Origin of the sequence: Pseudomonas sp. Bc-h, assembly GCF_002080045.1 — a bacterium.
Classification (GTDB): domain Bacteria; phylum Pseudomonadota; class Gammaproteobacteria; order Pseudomonadales; family Pseudomonadaceae; genus Aquipseudomonas.
Genome location: NZ_MUIN01000011.1, coordinates 97,184 through 113,774 on the forward strand (window position 1 = coordinate 97,184; position 16,591 = coordinate 113,774).

Genomic DNA, 16,591 nt, shown 5'->3' on the forward strand with positions numbered 1-16,591 from the left:
CTGTGGATAACCGCTGCGGCCGCGAGGAATCGCCATGCTGATTTTCATTCTGCGACGTCTGCTCAGTGCCCTTCCGACGTTGATCCTGGTCTCGCTGTTCGTCTTCACCCTGCAAAAGCTGTTGCCGGGCGATCCGGTGCAAGCCATGGCCGGCGAAGAGCGCGACCCGGCGGTGATGGAATACCTGCGCGAGAAATACCGGCTCAACGATCCGGTGCCGCTGCAGTACGTCCACTGGGTGGGCAATGTGCTGCAAGGTGACTTCGGCACCTCGCTGCGCACGGAGCAACCGGTGACCACGCTGCTGGCGTCCAAGCTGCCGGTGACCCTCGAACTGGCGGTGCTGGCGCTGATCATCGCGTTGCTGATCGGCATTCCGACCGGGGTGATTTCCGCCGTGCGCAAAGGCACGGCGACCGATTACGCGGCCAACGTCTTTGCGTTGTCGGGGATTTCCATTCCGCATTTCTGGCTGGGAATTCTGCTGATCATGATCTTCGCCGTGAAGTTGCAATGGCTGCCAGCGTCGGGCTTCGTGCCATTGGGTGAGGACGTCGGGCAGAACCTGAAAACCCTGATTCTCCCGGCGTTCGTGCTCGGCGCGGGGCTGTCCGGCGTGCTGATGCGTCACACCCGCAGCGCCATGCTCGAAGTGTTGAGGGCCGACTATGTGCGCACGGCGCGAGCCAAGGGTCTGTTCCCGCGCACGGTGATTCTCAAGCACGCCTTGCGCAATGCGCTGATGCCCATCGTAACCCTGACCACACTGCTGTTCGGCGAGTTGCTGGGGGGTGCGGTGCTCACCGAGCAAGTGTTCAGCATTCCGGGCTTCGGCAAGATGATCGTCGATGCCGTGTTCAATCGCGATTACGCCGTGGTGCAAGGCGTGGTGCTGTGCGTGGCCATCGGCTTTCTACTGCTGAACCTGCTGGCCGACGTGCTCTATCGCCTGATCAATCCACGCCTGAGGACTGCCTGATGACCTCGATTGCCGTCAATCCTGCAGTGCCCGTCAAAGAGTCGTTGAAGCCGCGTACTCGCTCCCCGTTCGTGAAGAAATTCCTCGCCAATAAGGGCGCGGTGATCGGCGCGGTGGTATTGATCGTGTTCATCCTCGCAGCGCTGCTGGCGCCCTGGATCGCACCTTACGATCCGCTGAAAGCCAACTTCCTCGCAGTGCGCAAAGCGCCGTCGATGATGTATTGGCTGGGCACCGATGAACTGGGGCGCGACCTGTTCTCCCGACTGCTGTGGGGCGCGCGCAGTTCGCTGTTGGCGGGAGGCGTTTCGGTTGCCATTGCCATGATCATCGGCGTGCCCCTGGGCCTGCTGGCCGGGTACTTCGGCGGCAAACTGGACGCTGTTATTTCGCGAATCATGGAAGCGTTGCTGTCCTGTCCGTTTCTGGTGCTGGCGATTGCACTGGGTGCGTTTCTCGGCCCAAGCCTGACCAACGCGATGATCGCCATCGGCCTGTCGGCGATGCCGATTTTCTCCCGCCTGACTCGCGGCCAGGTGCTGGCGATCCGTCACGAGGATTATCTGGAAGGCGCACGCGCCATCGGTCTGCCGGACCGCTGGATCATCCTTCGCTACGTGCTGCCCAACGTGCTCTCGCCACTGGTGGTGCAGGCGACGCTGACCATCGCTTCGGCGATTCTGGCCGAGGCCAGCCTGTCGTTCCTCGGCCTGGGCCAGCAACCGCCCTCGCCATCCTGGGGCTCGATGCTCAACACCGCAAAAAACTTCATGGAGCAGGCGCCGTGGATGTCCATCGCGCCGGGCGTGGCGATCTACATCACCGTGCTGTGCTTCAACCTGCTGGGCGACGGGCTGCGTGACGCACTCGACCCGAAAAGCTGACTCGCCATCCGACCTAAAGCTATCAACTGCCAAAGAGATGAATTCATGTTCGATGATCTGGATTACAGCCAACCTTATGCGTCCGCCCGCTCGCCGGTGATGGGCAACAACATGGTCGCCTGCTCGCAGCCACTGGCCGCTCAGGCAGGCCTGGACATGCTGCGTCGCGGCGGCAATGCCGTAGACGCCGCGATTGCCGCCGCCATGGTGCTGACTGTGGTCGAGCCGACCGGCTGTGGCATCGGCAGCGATGCGTTTGCCATCGTCTGGGACGGCAAGACACTGCAAGGCCTCAACGCTTCCGGCCGCTCGCCGCAAAAGTGGACGCCGGAGCACTTCGCCCAAGAAACAGAAATGCCGCAGCGCGGCTGGAATTCGGTGACCGTGCCAGGCGCGGTGTCGGCCTGGGTCGCGCTGTCCGAGCGCTACGGCAAACTGCCTTTCGCGACCCTCGCGGCACCCGCAATCGGCTATGCCCGCAACGGCTATCAGGTCACCCCGATCATTGCCGAATTGTGGCGTCGTGGCGGCGCGCTGTTGAAGGATCAGCCAGGTTTCGCCGAGTGTTTCCTGCCGGACGGCAAGGCACCTGCAGCCGGGGAAAAGATCACCCTGAAGGACCACGCCAACACGCTGGAGCTGATCGCCGAAACCAAGGGCGAGTCGTTCTACCGCGGCGAGCTGGCCCAGGCGATCATCGCCCATGCCAACGCCAACGGCAGCGTGATGAGCCTGGAAGACCTGGCCAATCACAGCGTCGACTGGATCGACACGATTTCGGTGCCCTACGCCGGTGCCGTGGTTCACGAACTGCCGCCCAATGGCCAGGGCATCGCCACCCTCGCCGGCCTGACCATGCTCGAAGCCCTCGGGGTCGGCGAACACGCCGTGGACAGCGTCGAGACCGTGCACCCGGTGCTGGAAGCCATGAAACTGGCGCTGGCCGACCTCAACCACCACGTGGCCGACAACGACCACATGCGCCTGAAGTCCGAGCACCTGTTGGACCCGGCCTACCTGATGGAGCGCGCCTCGCTGGTCACCGAACAGGCCGCCGACCCTCAGCACGGCGCGCCCAAGGCTGGCGGAACGGTATACCTCTCTGCCGCCGACGAGAGCGGCATGATGGTCTCGTTCATCCAGTCCAACTACATGGGCTTCGGCTCCGGCGTCGTCGTGCCAGGCACCGGCATCAGCCTGCAGAACCGTGGTGCCGGTTTCAGCCTCGACCCCGAGCACGTCAACGTCGTCGCGCCGGGCAAACGCCCTTTCCATACCATCATTCCGGGCTTCGTAATGAACGCCGACGGCACGCCATTGATGTCGTTCGGCCTGATGGGTGGCCCGATGCAGGCCCAAGGGCATCTGCAAATGATGATGCGCATCCTGCGCTACAAACAGAACCCGCAAGCCGCCGCCGATGCGCCGCGCTGGAGGATCGAGGAAGGCTTGAAAGTCGCCGTGGAGCGTTCGTTCGATCGCCTGGTGGTTGAAGAACTGCGCGCCAAAGGGCACGAAGTGGAGATCGAAGACCCAAGCGGCGTGTTCGCCTTCGGCGGCGCGCAGATCATTCAGCGCACCGCCCACGGGTATGTGGGTGGGACCGATCCGCGCAAGGATGGGTTGGTGGCGGCGTATTGATTAGATTGCTGGCCCCAAGGCCCGAACCGCAAACTCGGCAATCGCCTGCAACTGCTCGCGGCTGGCCCCGCCCTTGGCGCTGACCTTCATGCCATTGAGGGTCGACAGCAGGAAATCACAGGCCCCGGCGATGTCGATAGTCGCCGGGATCTGTTGCTGTTCGACGGCCAGTTTCAAGGTCCGCTCCATCGCCGCCCGCAGGGTTTTTCCCGAACTGGCGCAGAGCTGATTGAGCTCTTCGTCACTCATCCCGAACTCGCAGATCGCATTGACCCCCATGCAGCCTGAAGTCCCTTCCCTTTCGGCGCGGGAGGCGAACGACAACAGCGTGTTACGCAGCGATTCCAACGGCGTGGCGTCCTTGCTCAGGCGCCAGATCAGGTCGCTGATACTGTTGGCCTGATACTGCTGCATCGCCTCGATGTACAACTGGCGCTTGTCGCCGAACGCGTTGTACATGCTTTGTCGGCTCAGGTTCATCGCTGCCATCAGCGCTTCGGTCGAAGCCGCCGCGAAACCTTTGTCGCAGAACACTCTTATCGCCTGAAGCAGCGCCTCGTCACGGTCGAATTGTCTCGGTCTTGCCATGGGCTGCCTCAGGGTTGAAGGTGCGACGTTTGCCTGAAATCAGGCGAGATACCCGCCGTCCACGGTCAGGCTCGCGCCGGTCACGAACGATGCATCGTCGCTGGCCAGGTACGCGGCCATGCTGGCGATTTCGTCCGCCCTGCCCAATCGTCCCAGAGGCACCAGTGCGATGGCGTGATCAAGATAGGGCGCGTCGGGCGGATTCATGTCGGTGGCGGTCGGACCCGGCTGGATGTTATTGACAGTGATCCCGCGTGGGGCGAAGTCCAATGCCAGGCCGCGAATCATACCGGTGATCGCTGACTTGGTCATGGAATACGCGCTCGACCCGGGGAATCCCGAACGCTGCCCTGCCACGCTGCCGACCGTGATGATGCGGTCGCCACGGTTCATGACTTTCGACGCTGCCTTGGCGGCGATGTAGGTTGCTCGGACATTGATCGCGTACATCTCGTCCAGCGCTTCGACACTGAAATCATCGACCGACCCCAGGCCGAGGATCCCCGCGTTGTTGACCAGGATGTTCAGCCCGCCGAACTGCTCGACAGTGGTTGTGACCGCGCGCTCGATATCTACTGCTGCTCTGCTGTCGGCCTTGATCGCCAAGGCTTTGCCACCTTGGTCGCGAATGCTGGCGACCAGCTCATTGGCCTTGTCGGCAGAAGCGGAATAGGTGAAGGCAACGGCGGCGCCCTCTTCTGCCAGACGACGCACGATGGCCTCACCGATACCACGGGAGCCCCCTGTAACGAGGGCCGTCTTGCTGGTGAAGCGTTGGGATGGGACGGTCATTTCATGACACCTTTAGTGGATTAATTTATCTATAACAGACCTATTAGCGCCCAGGCAGCTATTAAAAATCAACCTATAAAAGATAATTTAATCCATAATTTTCTCTATCAGATGCAAAAAAGGCGCCCGTAGGCGCCTTCGTGTTTACCACTTGTTTACGCGACGACAGGGATCATCGGATCCGCTGCAGCCAGCGCCGCTTCGCGCTCGGCCACGGGAGGGTAGATCCATACCGAGTTGATCTGCTGCTTGAGTTCTTTGGCTTCCTGCTTGATCAGCTTGACCTGACGGTCCCAGCCTTCGGTGTACACCGCGCCCCAGGCGCCGAGGTCCAGGCAAGTCACGTATTTGACCTGGCTGTAGGGAATCGGCGCTTCGCCCAACAGGTCGGCAGCGACGTTGTTGCCGGCCGAACGGCCCAGTGCGATCGCGTGCTGGCAGGTCATGAGGGCGAAGTTGCCCTCCTCGTCGGTGGCAGCGTAGGCGGTATCACCCGTGGCGAAGATGTCCTGTTGGCCAATGACTTTCAGGTTACGGTCCACATGCAGACGGCCAGATGCGTCGCGCTCACCGGGGATTTGTTCGGTCAGGGAGCTGGCGCGCACACCGACGGTCCAGACCACGGTCTTGGCGTCGATGCGGCGACCATCGGCCAGGGTCACCCCATTGCTGTCCACCGACGCCACCGATGCATTGATCACCCATTCCACGCCCAGAGTTTCGGTGGCTTCGATAATCGACGGGCTGATGTTCGCGCCCAGCGCAGCGCCGACCTTCTCGCCACGGTCGACGATGATCACCCGAACCTTTGCATCGGCGCCGAGTGCGGCACGCAGCCGGGCTGGCATTTCGGTTGCGGTTTCGATCCCGGTGAAGCCACCGCCCGCGACCACGACGGTATTGCGCGGTGCGGACTCAGGTTGCTGGGCCAATGCCTTGATGTGCTGTTCGAGGCGGGTGGCTTCGGCCATCAGGTCGACGTCGAACGCGTGCTCGACGCCCGGCACAGACGCAGGACGAACCACTCGGCTGCCGGTGGCCAGAACCAGTTTGTCGTAGTTGATGGAGGTCTTTGCACCACTGGCATCGGTGTAACTGACTTTCCTGGCCGCCACGTCGATGGTGTCGGCCATGCCTTTGATGAAGTTGACGCCGACTGCATCGAACAGTGGGCCCAACGGCGACTGCATCTGATGCACTTCCTGCTCGTAGTAACGAGGACGGACGCCCAGCACGGCTTCTGGCGCCAGCACAGTGACTTCGACGTCGCTGCGATCGTGTTTGTCCAGCAGACGCATGGAGCTCAGCGCGCTCCACATTCCGCCAAAACCCGCGCCGACAATCAGGATTTGCTTTTTCATTGTGTGCTCCAAAGAAGAAATAGGTCGTTTTCAGCAGCGGCCTGATGAGCTGAAAGCTGCATGGGCCAGCGCTGGTTCGTTCCGGTCGGAGTTGGCGACCGCCTCAGGACAACTACGACTCTATTGATCGGAGTTAATTTCAGCAAGCTATTTTTTGTCACCTCAGCAATGGAGCGCGAGTAATCATCAAATAAATTATTTTTAAATCAGATAGTTGAACCACATTACCGTCTATCGGCACTTCTCACTTAGCTGGGCTAAGGCTTCACCGCCCGTCATTCAACCTCTGCATACCTTGCGATGGCCCCGTCAAATTGTTAGCTTTTGCACGATCAATTCAGTCGGAGATTCAAATGTCTCTTTATAGCGCGGGTGTCGAGTACGGCATTCACTGCCTGCTTTATCTGGTGGATGAGCGTGGCGACAGTCGCGAGGCCAGCGTCCGGGATCTGGCCGACCTGCAGGGCGTACCACAGGAATACCTGGCGAAGGTGTTCACCAAGCTGGCGAAAGCGAAACTGGTGGTCGCGACCGAAGGCGTGCGTGGGGGTTTCAGGCTCGGGCGGCCGTCGGACGAAATCACCCTGCTGGACATCGTCACCGCCATTGACGGGCGCAAGCTTATTTTCGATTGCCGGGACATTCGCGGGCGCTGCGCGGTGTTCGACGGTTGTGCGCCGCAATGGGCGACCGAAGGCATCTGCGGCATCAACGCCGCGATGCTGACCGCGCAAAAGCGTATGGAAGAAGCGCTGGATCAGCAGACCATTCTTGACCTGGCCCGCCGCACAGGGCGCAAGGCGCCGGCCGAGTTCGCCGGTCAGATCAGCGGCTGGCTGAGTGAGCGCAAGGAGAGTCGTGCAGGCGCAGCGGGTGACAGCATCGCGGTGGTGCAGGTGGATGATTAACCAGCGGGTGCGCCACTAATCCGTGGCAGAGAGCTTGCTCGCGAACGCGGTGTGTCAGTCACCATTGCGAACCTGAAATATGCCCATGCCCCTGTAGCAGCCTGGCTTGCCGGCGGTAGCGATTTTGAGTCCGCCTCCGCCGGCAAGCCGGAATGCTACAGAGGCCGTGTCAGCTCAACAAACAGCACCGCATAAATCCCCACCACGCTCAGCACCACCACGGTTGCGCCCAGCACCACCACTTCTCGCAGCGGCGCAGGAATGCGTTCGTTCTTGAGGCCGCGGGCGCTTTTTCGGTAGCGGGAGTTGAGGGCGATCTGGATCATCAGGCTGGCAGCCAGCGAGACGATGATCGGCAGCAAGGCGATCAGGCCGAAGTGCGGAATCCAGCGCAGGAAGAGGGTGCAGACCACGATCAGCGTCAGCAGCGTACGCCGCCAGGCCAGCAGCGTGCGCTCCGGTTGCAACCCCGGATCGTCATGCCCCAGCGTGATCGGGGTAACGGGCAGACTGCGCCGGCTCACGAGGCGCCATATATAAGGAAGACGATCAGCCCTGCGGCAACCAGTGCGCCGCCCAGCGACAGAATCGGCACCAATACCGGTAAAGGCAGCGGCTTGCGATGACGCATCGCGCGCTCCACTTTCAACCAGCGAATACAGGCACTGGCGCTGACCAGCATTGCCAGCAGCAGCAACGATAACGCCACAGCACGCCGAAGCCCTGGGCTGAACACATCGCCAGTGAACGCTTCCACGGCGATGCCGCCCGCCAGAAACGCCAGTGCGGTGCGAATCCACGCCAGAAAAGTACGCTCGTTGGCCAGTGTGAAACGCGGGTCAGGCTCGCAACCGCCGCCCAGCAGCGACGTGGACAGACGATCACGATCAGGAGGGGCTGTGACAGAAGGAGGGACTTTGGCTGGATCCGGAGAATTCATGTCGCACCGAGGTCGGGTAGATGTCCGCGATCATACCGATGATGCTCGCCAAAGGCCCGCCTCGGCAGCGACATTGGTGTGCCAGTGGCCGCAACATCCAGCTCACGGGAGCCGGAGCCGTACATCTGCGACAGTGGACATTGGTTGCGGCACGGCTTGCCGGCGGTAACGATCATTCATACGCCACCGCCGGCAAGCCGGACTGCTACAGCTTATTAGCCAGATCCACCCACACCGGCCCGTTCGGATACTGGTAGCGCTCCAGCGTTTCGGCTGTCATCTCGATGCTGTAGCCCGGGCGCTTCGGCGGCATGTAGCGACCGCGACGGATCACCACCGGATCGAGGAAGTGCTCGTGCAGATGATCCACGTATTCCAGCACGCGGTTTTCCAGAGAACCGGAAACGGCGATGTAGTCGAACAGCGAGATGTTCTGCACGTACTCGCACAGGCCCACGCCACCGCCATGGGGGCAGACCGGCACGTTGAACTTGGCCGCCATCAGCAATACGATCAGCACCTCGTTAAGCCCACCCAGCCGTGCGGCGTCGACCTGGCAGAAGTCCAGCGAGCCGGCCTGGAACATCTGCTTGAACATGACGCGGTTGTGGCAATGCTCGCCAGTCGCCACACCAATTGGCGCAATGCGTTGGCGGATGGTGGCGTGGCCCAGGATGTCGTCCGGGTTGGTCGGTTCCTCGATCCACCAAGGCTCGTACGCCGCCAGCCTGCGCATGTTGCTGATCGACTCTTCGACGCCCCAGACCTGATTGGCGTCCATCATCAGGGTGCGTTCCCAACCCAGTTCATCACGCAAAATGGCCGCGCGACGCAGGTCCTCTTCGATGTCCGAACCGATTTTCTGCTTGATGTGGGTCCAGCCTTCAGCCACGGCCTCACGAGCCAGACGGCGCATCTTCTCTTCCGTATAGCCCAGCCAGCCTGGCGCTGTGGTGTAGCCCGGATACCCCTCGGCCAGCATGTGCGCTTCGCGCTTGGCCTTGCCCGGGGCCTGACGACGCAACAAGGCAATGGCCTCTTGCGGGGTGATGGCGTCGGTGACGTAGCTGAAGTCCAGACACTTCACCAACTGCTCGGGGGTCATGTCGGCGAGCAGCTTCCACACCGGCTTGCCCTCGACCTTGGCCCACAGGTCCCAGACCGCGTTGACCAGCGCTGCGGTCGCCAGATGAATCACGCCCTTTTCCGGCCCGAGCCAACGCAACTGGCTATCGCCAGCGGTGACGTCGTGCCAGAACGCGCCCATGTCGGCGGTAATCGCTTCAAGGCTCAGGCCCACGATGCGCGGCGCCAGCGATTCAATGGCGGCGACGCAAATCTCGTTACCTCGACCGATGGTGAACGTCAGGCCATGGCCTTCGAGGCCTTCGGAGGAATCGGTGTGCAGTACGACGTAGGCGGCGGAATAATCCGGCGCGCTGTTCATTGCATCGGAGCCATCTAAAGACAGTGAGGTCGGGAAGCGGATGTCGCGGATGGAGACGGAGGTGATTTGCATGGGTGCACTCTTGTTGTTTTCAGCCATTTCCTGATACCCCGCCTGGAGCAGCACGGCTTGCCGGCGCTAGCGGAATCGAGATCGCCACCGCTGGCAAGCCGTGCTGCTGCGACCGAGTCCATGTCATGGCAGGGCTATTGATTTCGACTGTAGGCCGATTACCGATACAGGCATAATCGCTAAATCCTAACGATCAATATCAAATCCGATATGTCTGAGCTACCCGAGAAATTTGCCACGCTGAAAATCTCCAGCCGCCAGATCGCCCTGCTTAACGCCTTGGGCGCACTGGGCAATCTGCGCAAGGCTGCCGCTGCGATCCACACCACCCAGCCCGCCGCCAGCCTGCTGTTGCAGCAACTGGAGGAGCGTCTCGGGGTGCAACTGTTCGAGCGTTTGCCCCGAGGCATGCAACCGACGCTGTTCGGCGAAGTGATGATTCGTTACGCCCAGGGCGCGCTGCATGAGTTCGAATACGCCGAGGCGCAGATCGCCGAACTGTCGCGCGGCGCAGCGGGCATGGTGCGTATCGGTACAGTGATGGGCCCGGTGCCGACCTTGCTGACGCGTGGCGTTCTGGCGTTCAAGGCCCGGCACCCCAAAGTGCGCGTGGCGATTGAAGTCGGCACCAGTGACACGCTGCTGCCGGCGCTGATTCGGGGGGATTTCGATGTCGTGCTGGGGCGCCTGCCGGATCAGCTCGACAGCCAGGGGCTGGACATTCAGCTGTTCGAACAGGGCGAGCAAATGCGCATCATCGCCCGCCCCGGCCATCCGCTGAGCGCGAAGAAAAAACCGGCGCTGGCCGATCTCGCACCCCTGACCTGGATCCTCCACCCCATCGACAGCCCGATGCGTCGTCAGGTGGAAAACGCGCTCAAGGCCGCACAACTGATTCAGCCACTGGACATCGTCGAAACCAGCTCGATCCTCGCCACCACGGCCATGCTCGAGTCCTCGGACATGATTGCGGTGGTGCCCAATGACGTCGCTGAGCACTATGCTCGCTACGGCATGATCGCGGTGCTGCCGGTCGAGTTGCCACTGGCGATGGCCAATCTGGGTTTGCTCACTTCCAGGGCCAGGCCGACGTCGGCGGCAGTTCGAAGTCTGCTGGCGTTTCTCAATCGACAAATAGCGACCTGATTCGATAACCAACCGTTATCGATCAATCGAAACCTTTCATTGGGAAATTATCGAAACGCTTCATAGAGTGATTCACAACCGGGCAGCACGAACTGCCCTTTAACAAGAAAAATTTCGCCGCCTGTAACGGTGTTGTCCCCTCCCCGGGAGCCGTTGTGCTCTTGATGCGTCGCAACCTGGACGCAGGTGGTAACCGTCCTGAGAGGCTGCATGGAACTCATCGCCAAAACTCCAGCGTTCGACAGCAGCGCCCTGGTCATCCGGCTCAATCCCCTCGACAACGTACTGGTTGCCCGGCAGGCGCTGAGCGAAGGCACGCTACTGGAAGAGGAAGGCATTACCGTACTGCAGGACATTCCGTCCGGGCACAAGGTGGCGACGGTGCGCGTCGAGCAAGGCCAGCCGTTGCGCCGCTACGGGCAGATCATCGGCTTTGCCTCGCAACCCATCGACGCCGGCCAGCACGTGCATGTGCAAAACGTCGAGATGTCAGACTTTTCCCGCGATTACGCCTTTGGCGTCGACGCCCATGAAATCCCCGCAACCGAGGCGTTCTTTCAAGGCATCGTGCGCGCTGACGGCCGGGTTGCCACCCGCAACTACATCGGCATTCTGACGTCGGTGAACTGCTCGGCCACCGTGGCGCGGGCGATTGCCGATCAGTTTCGTCGCGACATACATCCCGAAGCCCTGGCCGATTACCCGAACGTCGACGGCGTCGTGGCATTGACCCACTCCTCCGGCTGCGCCATCGACTCCAAGGGCGAAGCCATAGATTTGCTGCGCCGGACACTGGCAGGCTATGCCGTACACCCCAATTTCGCCGCAGTGCTGGTGGTGGGGCTGGGTTGCGAGACCAATCAGATTCAGGACCTGCTGGATAGCCAGGGCCTCAAGGCCTCTGACCAACTGCGTGCGTTCACCATTCAGGGCACCGGCGGCACGTCGAAAACCATCACCAGCGGCATCGAGCAGGTGAAGTCGTTGCTGCCCCAGGCCAATCAGATCAAACGCGAAACCGTCAGCGCCCGGCATTTGATCGTCGGCCTGCAATGCGGCGGCTCTGACGGCTACTCCGGGATCACCGCCAACCCGGCGCTGGGCAATGCGGTGGATCGCCTCGTCGCAGCAGGCGGCACGGCGATTCTGTCGGAGACCCCGGAAATCTATGGCGCCGAACACTTGCTGACCCGTCGCGCAGTGAGCCGCGAGGTCGGCGAAAAACTCGTCCAGCGCATTCACTGGTGGGAAGACTACTGCCGCCGCATGAATGCCGAACTGAACAACAACCCTTCTGCCGGTAACAAGGCAGGCGGCTTGACGACGATCCTGGAGAAGTCCCTCGGTGCCGTGGCCAAGGCCGGCTCCACCAACCTGATGGGCGTTTACGAATACGCCGAAGCGGTCCGCGCGCAGGGCCTGGTGTTCATGGACACCCCAGGTTACGACCCGGTGTCGGCCACCGGCCAGGTCGCGGGCGGCGCCAACCTCATCGCGTTTACCACTGGCCGCGGTTCGGCGTACGGCTGCGCGCCCACGCCATCGATCAAGCTGGCGACCAACAACCGCGTGTTCGAATTCCAGCAGGAGGACATGGACGTCAATTGCGGCGGGATCGCCGATGGCAGCACCACGATTGAAGAACGCGGCGCATACATCTTCCAGATGATGCTGGACATCGCCTCAGGAGCACGCAGCAAGAGCGAGCAACACGGCTATGGGCAGAACGAGTTCGTGCCTTGGCAAATCGGCGCGATCACCTGATGGCCTGACACACCCGGGTCAAAAATTCACTGCCGGGCCGTGATCCGGAACGGCAGCCAGCAACATGACAACAATAAAAAAGGTGCCTATGAAAACCCTCAAGACCTACCAGACGATCACCGTCGTCTTTCTGATGCTGTTCGGGATCGTCAATTATCTCGACCGCAGCGCGCTGTCCATCGCCAACACCTCGATCCAGAAAGACATGCTGATCAGCCCTTCGGAGATGGGCATTCTGTTGTCGGCGTTCTCCCTCGCCTACGCCTTCGCGCAGTTGCCGATGGGCATGGTGATCGACAAACTCGGCAGCAAGATCGCGCTGGGTGGCGCGCTGCTGGTGTGGTCGGTGGCACAGACGGCGTCGGGCTTCATCAACAGCTTCAGCGGCTTCTTCGCGCTGCGGGTACTGCTGGGGATCGGCGAGGCACCGATGTTTCCGTCGGCGGCGAAAACCCTCAACGAGTGGTTCGAAGAACACGAGCGTGGCACACCCACCGGGATCGTCTGGTCGGCGACCTGTATCGGGCCTTGCCTGGCTCCGCCGGTTCTGACCCTGTTCATGGTCAACTTCAGCTGGCGCGGCATGTTCGTCATCACCGGCGTGCTGGGGATCGTTCTCGCGCTGTGCTGGCTGATGTTCTATAAGAGCCGCGCGCAATACCTCAAGGAGCTGGAAGCCCGTGGCGAACAACCGGTCAACGCCGCTCGCCAGCCTGTGGTCGTCGATGTGGCACCCAAGGGATCGTTCTTCGCCGGCTGGCTCGACCTGTTCAAGCATCGCAGCACCTGGGGCACCTTCCTGGGCTTCATGGGCGTGATCTATATGCTCTGGCTACACCTGACCTGGCTGCCGGGGTACTTCCAGCGCGAACACGGCCTTGATCCCTATTCGACCGCCTGGGTGGTGTCGTTCGCCTACGTGTTCGGCGCCATCGGCACCATCGCGGCCGGACGTATCTGCGATCGCCTGGTGAAGCGTGGCGTCGGCGTGCTCAACAGCCGCAAATACACGGTGATCGGCGGGCTGGTGTTCGCTGCCGTGTTCACCCTGCCTCTGACATTCGTCACCAGCCTGGGCGGCTGCATCGCCCTGCTCTGCCTGGCGCTGTTCGGCATCAACCTCTCCAGCGCCACGGCGTGGATGGTGGTCAACACCGTGGTCGACACCAAACGTGTGGCGTCGCTGGGCTCGATCCAGAACTTCGGCGGCTATATCGCAGGCTCCGTGGCACCGATCGTCACCGGCTTCAGCGTCCAGTATTCCGGGACCTTCGCCACAGCCTTTGCGGTCAGCGCCATCGTCGCCCTGCTCTCGGCGGTCGCGTACTTCGTCCTGCTCAAGGCGCCGATTCCGGTCCACACCAGTGCGGCGGAGAAAAATTGGCAGCCGCAGGTGGATGACGTGCAGGGGCGGCAGGTTTGATAGGCCGCAATTTTCGGGACGCCGAATAACCTGTGAGAGGAAGCCTGCTCGCGAATGCGTTTTTTTAGTCAGCAATCTGTCAGCTGACATCCCGCCTTCGCGAGCAAGCTCCCTCCCGCAGCAGGCACTTTGCTTGAATCCGCGTTAATCCACCTGCACCCGAAACATCAACAACGACTTTTCCCTTCAAAATCCCATACTTGTCCTACTATCTCTGTCAGACGGTCGCTGTTGCGGTACCGTGTGCCCGAACCATGGAGCGTTCGGCCGCGCGGTGGGTCTGAAATCGTGGGCGTCAGTGAGGGCGGGGCTTGAGACAAGTAGAAGGGACAGACTTCGGCGCCAGGAGCAGGCGGCTGAAGCGTATGCCTGTGTTGTGGCTGGCGGGATTCTTCACCGTGCTGGTGTGTTTCTCCATTACCAGCATCACGCTCTGGCAATTGCGCCAGACCCGCGCCCATGAACTGGAAATCGCCAATACCAACGCAGCCAACCTCTCACGATCGATGGCGCAGCAGGCCGACGACACGTTCGATCAGGCCGATATTCCCGTCGCCGGAATTGTCGAGCGCCTCTCCTACGACGGCTTCGGTGCCGCCACCAGCTCACGCATGCACGAATACCTGCGCGCTACCGCCGCCAGCGTCGAGCAGATCCAGGGCCTGTTCATCTACGACAAGGACGGCAATTGGGCGGCCACCTCGCTCAGTCACATGCCGGTCGGCGCCAATAACGCCGACCGCGAGTATTTCCAGTTCCACAAGACCATGGACAGCAGCCTGCCGCACATCGGCCAGGCGATTCGCAGCCGCACCACGGGCGACTGGATAATTCCCATTTCGCGACGGGTCAACGACTCGGTCGGCAACTTCGCAGGCGTAGTGCTGGCGACCATCGAGCTCGCGTATTTCGACCGTTTCTTCGACCGCTTCGACATCGGTACCAAGGGCGTCATCACCCTGGCGATGGCTGACGGTACGGTTCTGGCCCGACGACCGACGATGGAAAACGTGCGGGGGGCGTCAATCGCCGATGGTGAACTGTTCCGCAAGTACCTGAAGGAGCGCTACGAAGGCACCGCGACCGTGCAATCGGTCCTCGACCACGAAATACGGCTGTACGGTTACAAGCGGCTGGACCGATATCCGCTGGTGGTGCTGGCGGGATTGTCGGAACACGAAGTGCTCGACGAATGGCGGCAATACGCCTGGCGCTCACTGGCGATCATCGTCTGCGTGGTGGTCGCCAATCTGCTGTTCGGGGTGTTGCTGTTCCAGCAGATTCGCTTCGGTCTGAACGCCGAATCACAGCTGCGCATCGCCAGTCATTCCCTGGAAAAACTGGCGCTGCAGGACAGCCTGACCGGGCTCGCCAACCGTCGACACTTTCAGGAGATCCTCGGGCTGGAATTCGCCAATGGCCAGGCGAATCTGCACCCGCTGAGCCTGATCATGATCGATATCGATTTCTTCAAGAGCTACAACGACAATTACGGGCACGTGGCGGGTGACAAATGCATCATCGCCGTCGCCGAGTGCATTCGCAGCAACCTCAACCGGACCGGCGATCTGGCGGTGCGTTATGGCGGCGAGGAGATGGCCGTGTTCCTGCCCTACAGCGAAGCCCAGGGTGCGTTCCAGTTGGCAGAAAAGATTCGTCAGTCCGTGCTCGCCCGCGCCATCGAACACCAGGGCAATCCCAGCGGCATTGTCAGCATCAGTCTTGGGGTTTATGGCTGTCAGACCCAGGAATGCCCGACGATGGAAGCCTTCGTCGAACGTGCCGATGCGGCCCTGTACATCGCCAAGCACGAGGGACGAAACCGCACGGAGATCTGGCAGGGCGGTGGCTCTCTTTAAACGCTCGCCTGGGCCATGACGATCTGCGCGACCCTGCCGCGAAACAGCTCCAGCCGATCGGTTGGCGCATCGTGCTCAACCACCAGCGCACCCACTTCCTCACAGGGAGCGACGTGGTAATGGGCGATGCTCGCCAGCTTCTCGTTGAGCACCGCCACCACCACCTGCCCGCTGCGCGCCACGACGGCACGCTTGAACTCGGCCACATCCATGTCGAACGCGGTCAGCCCCTTCACCGCATCCAGCGCACAGGCACCCATGAAGCACAGGTCGAAATTGAAATGGGTCAGTTGCTGGATAGTGGTGAAGCCGTAGGTGCTGCCAGCGATGGGGCTCAATCGACCGCCCAAGAGAATCACCTCCACCAGCGGCAACTTCATCAGCTCCACGGCAAGAACAGGGGAGTTGGTGGTGACGGTCAGCGCCAATTGCGGATTGATCGCCCGCACGATCGCAAGGTTGGTCGAGCCGCCATCGATGAACACATGCTGCCCGGCCCCCATCAGCCCCGCGGCCGCCACGCCTAACGCGCGCTTGCGATTGGGCTCGTGCTCGATGCGCGCGGTCAGCGGCCCATCGGACGCCAGCGAAATCGCGCCGCCATACACCCGTTTGCACAACCCGGCCGACGCCAGTGCGCCCAGATCTCGACGGATCGAATGCTCGGAGACATTGAACTCCGCCGCCAGATCGGCCGCAATCACCCTGCCCTGCACGGCCAGGCGTTCGGTGATCAGGCGCTGACGCTCGCCGGGAAAAGCTTCAGGATTGGCAGACATAAGAGGCC

At 61.6% G+C, this 16,591-nt stretch carries 15 protein-coding genes; 8 read left to right on the top strand and 7 right to left on the bottom strand.

What is annotated here, in order from left to right:
* Positions 1-34: 34 nt before the first annotated feature.
* From BWR59_RS20765 to BWR59_RS20775, 3 genes are read left to right on the top strand one after another with little or no spacing between them, the layout of a single operon-like run.
* On the top strand, positions 35-979 hold the full coding sequence (locus BWR59_RS20765) for an ABC transporter permease (RefSeq protein WP_081567513.1): 945 nt from the start codon (positions 35-37) through the stop codon (positions 977-979).
* The gene (locus BWR59_RS20770) at positions 979-1,863 is read left to right on the top strand and encodes an ABC transporter permease (RefSeq protein WP_081567514.1); all 885 of its coding nucleotides are present in this window, start codon (positions 979-981) and stop codon (positions 1,861-1,863) included. Before BWR59_RS20765 ends, BWR59_RS20770 begins: the two co-directional genes overlap by 1 nt.
* Positions 1,864-1,908: 45 nt before the next feature.
* Positions 1,909-3,504 carry a gamma-glutamyltransferase family protein gene (locus BWR59_RS20775; RefSeq protein WP_081567515.1) on the top strand — a complete coding sequence of 532 codons (1,596 nt, stop codon included), beginning with the start codon at positions 1,909-1,911 and terminating at the stop codon, positions 3,502-3,504.
* Here BWR59_RS20775 and BWR59_RS20780 read toward each other — a convergent pair whose 3' ends face one another.
* The 3 genes from BWR59_RS20780 to BWR59_RS20790 form a co-directional block, all read right to left on the bottom strand.
* On the bottom strand, positions 3,505-4,092 hold the full coding sequence (locus BWR59_RS20780) for a TetR/AcrR family transcriptional regulator (protein ID WP_081567516.1): 588 nt from the start codon (positions 4,090-4,092) through the stop codon (positions 3,505-3,507).
* Between the two features lie 39 nt (positions 4,093-4,131).
* Complete coding sequence (locus BWR59_RS20785; protein ID WP_081567517.1) at positions 4,132-4,884, bottom strand: 3-oxoacyl-ACP reductase family protein; 753 nt, start codon at positions 4,882-4,884, stop codon at positions 4,132-4,134.
* 155 nt (positions 4,885-5,039) lie between these two features.
* Entirely contained in the window at positions 5,040-6,245 is a 1,206-nt protein-coding gene (locus BWR59_RS20790; protein ID WP_081567518.1) for an NAD(P)/FAD-dependent oxidoreductase, read from the bottom strand.
* Positions 6,246-6,598: 353 nt separating this feature from the next.
* Between BWR59_RS20790 and BWR59_RS20795 the strand changes: the two genes are divergently transcribed.
* Positions 6,599-7,153 carry an Rrf2 family transcriptional regulator gene (locus BWR59_RS20795; protein WP_081567519.1) on the top strand — a complete coding sequence of 185 codons (555 nt, stop codon included), beginning with the start codon at positions 6,599-6,601 and terminating at the stop codon, positions 7,151-7,153.
* Between the two features lie 155 nt (positions 7,154-7,308).
* Here the strand turns inward: BWR59_RS20795 and BWR59_RS32450 are convergent, their stop codons facing one another.
* From BWR59_RS32450 to BWR59_RS20810, 3 genes are all read right to left on the bottom strand, one after another.
* Positions 7,309-7,677 carry a DUF202 domain-containing protein gene (locus tag BWR59_RS32450; RefSeq protein WP_168184515.1) on the bottom strand — a complete coding sequence of 123 codons (369 nt, stop codon included), beginning with the start codon at positions 7,675-7,677 and terminating at the stop codon, positions 7,309-7,311.
* A complete protein-coding gene (locus BWR59_RS20805) occupies positions 7,674-8,093 on the bottom strand; it encodes a DUF202 domain-containing protein (protein WP_081567520.1) in 420 nt (139 codons plus the stop codon). Before BWR59_RS20805 ends, BWR59_RS32450 begins: the two co-directional genes overlap by 4 nt.
* A gap of 205 nt (positions 8,094-8,298) precedes the next feature.
* Complete coding sequence (locus BWR59_RS20810; RefSeq protein WP_081567942.1) at positions 8,299-9,612, bottom strand: L-fuconate dehydratase; 1,314 nt, start codon at positions 9,610-9,612, stop codon at positions 8,299-8,301.
* A gap of 210 nt (positions 9,613-9,822) precedes the next feature.
* On the opposite strand from BWR59_RS20810, the gene BWR59_RS20815 reads away from it, so the two are divergent.
* The 4 genes from BWR59_RS20815 to BWR59_RS20830 all read left to right on the top strand — a co-directional run bounded on the left by BWR59_RS20815 (position 9,823) and on the right by BWR59_RS20830 (position 15,804).
* Entirely contained in the window at positions 9,823-10,758 is a 936-nt protein-coding gene (locus tag BWR59_RS20815) for a LysR family transcriptional regulator (protein ID WP_081567521.1), read from the top strand.
* A 210-nt stretch (positions 10,759-10,968) separates the two neighbouring features.
* Entirely contained in the window at positions 10,969-12,522 is a 1,554-nt protein-coding gene (locus tag BWR59_RS20820) for an altronate dehydratase family protein (protein ID WP_081567522.1), read from the top strand.
* 88 nt (positions 12,523-12,610) lie between these two features.
* A complete protein-coding gene (locus BWR59_RS20825; RefSeq protein ID WP_081567523.1) occupies positions 12,611-13,945 on the top strand; it encodes an MFS transporter in 1,335 nt (444 codons plus the stop codon).
* A 365-nt stretch (positions 13,946-14,310) separates the two neighbouring features.
* Positions 14,311-15,804, top strand: coding sequence for a diguanylate cyclase (locus tag BWR59_RS20830; protein ID WP_081567524.1), 1,494 nt, complete (start codon positions 14,311-14,313; stop codon positions 15,802-15,804).
* Here BWR59_RS20830 and BWR59_RS20835 read toward each other — a convergent pair.
* A complete protein-coding gene (locus BWR59_RS20835; protein ID WP_081567525.1) occupies positions 15,801-16,583 on the bottom strand; it encodes a DeoR/GlpR family DNA-binding transcription regulator in 783 nt (260 codons plus the stop codon). The genes BWR59_RS20830 and BWR59_RS20835 overlap by 4 nt on opposite strands.
* Positions 16,584-16,591: the final 8 nt, after the last annotated feature.

Excerpts from the sequence above, each read along its gene's own strand:
- BWR59_RS20765 (WP_081567513.1), top strand. The coding sequence starts at position 35 with ATGCTGATTTTCATTCTGCGACGTCTGCTCAGTGCCCTTCCGACGTTG.
- BWR59_RS20770 (WP_081567514.1), top strand. The coding sequence starts at position 979 with ATGACCTCGATTGCCGTCAATCCTGCAGTGCCCGTCAAAGAGTCGTTG.
- BWR59_RS20775 (WP_081567515.1), top strand. The coding sequence starts at position 1,909 with ATGTTCGATGATCTGGATTACAGCCAACCTTATGCGTCCGCCCGCTCG.
- BWR59_RS20780 (WP_081567516.1), bottom strand. The coding sequence starts at position 4,092 with ATGGCAAGACCGAGACAATTCGACCGTGACGAGGCGCTGCTTCAGGCG.
- BWR59_RS20785 (WP_081567517.1), bottom strand. The coding sequence starts at position 4,884 with ATGACCGTCCCATCCCAACGCTTCACCAGCAAGACGGCCCTCGTTACA.
- BWR59_RS20790 (WP_081567518.1), bottom strand. The coding sequence starts at position 6,245 with ATGAAAAAGCAAATCCTGATTGTCGGCGCGGGTTTTGGCGGAATGTGG.
- BWR59_RS20795 (WP_081567519.1), top strand. The coding sequence starts at position 6,599 with ATGTCTCTTTATAGCGCGGGTGTCGAGTACGGCATTCACTGCCTGCTT.
- BWR59_RS20805 (WP_081567520.1), bottom strand. The coding sequence starts at position 8,093 with ATGAATTCTCCGGATCCAGCCAAAGTCCCTCCTTCTGTCACAGCCCCT.
- BWR59_RS20810 (WP_081567942.1), bottom strand. The coding sequence starts at position 9,612 with ATGCAAATCACCTCCGTCTCCATCCGCGACATCCGCTTCCCGACCTCA.
- BWR59_RS20815 (WP_081567521.1), top strand. The coding sequence starts at position 9,823 with ATGTCTGAGCTACCCGAGAAATTTGCCACGCTGAAAATCTCCAGCCGC.
- BWR59_RS20820 (WP_081567522.1), top strand. The coding sequence starts at position 10,969 with ATGGAACTCATCGCCAAAACTCCAGCGTTCGACAGCAGCGCCCTGGTC.
- BWR59_RS20825 (WP_081567523.1), top strand. The coding sequence starts at position 12,611 with ATGAAAACCCTCAAGACCTACCAGACGATCACCGTCGTCTTTCTGATG.
- BWR59_RS20830 (WP_081567524.1), top strand. The coding sequence starts at position 14,311 with ATGCCTGTGTTGTGGCTGGCGGGATTCTTCACCGTGCTGGTGTGTTTC.
- BWR59_RS20835 (WP_081567525.1), bottom strand. The coding sequence starts at position 16,583 with ATGTCTGCCAATCCTGAAGCTTTTCCCGGCGAGCGTCAGCGCCTGATC.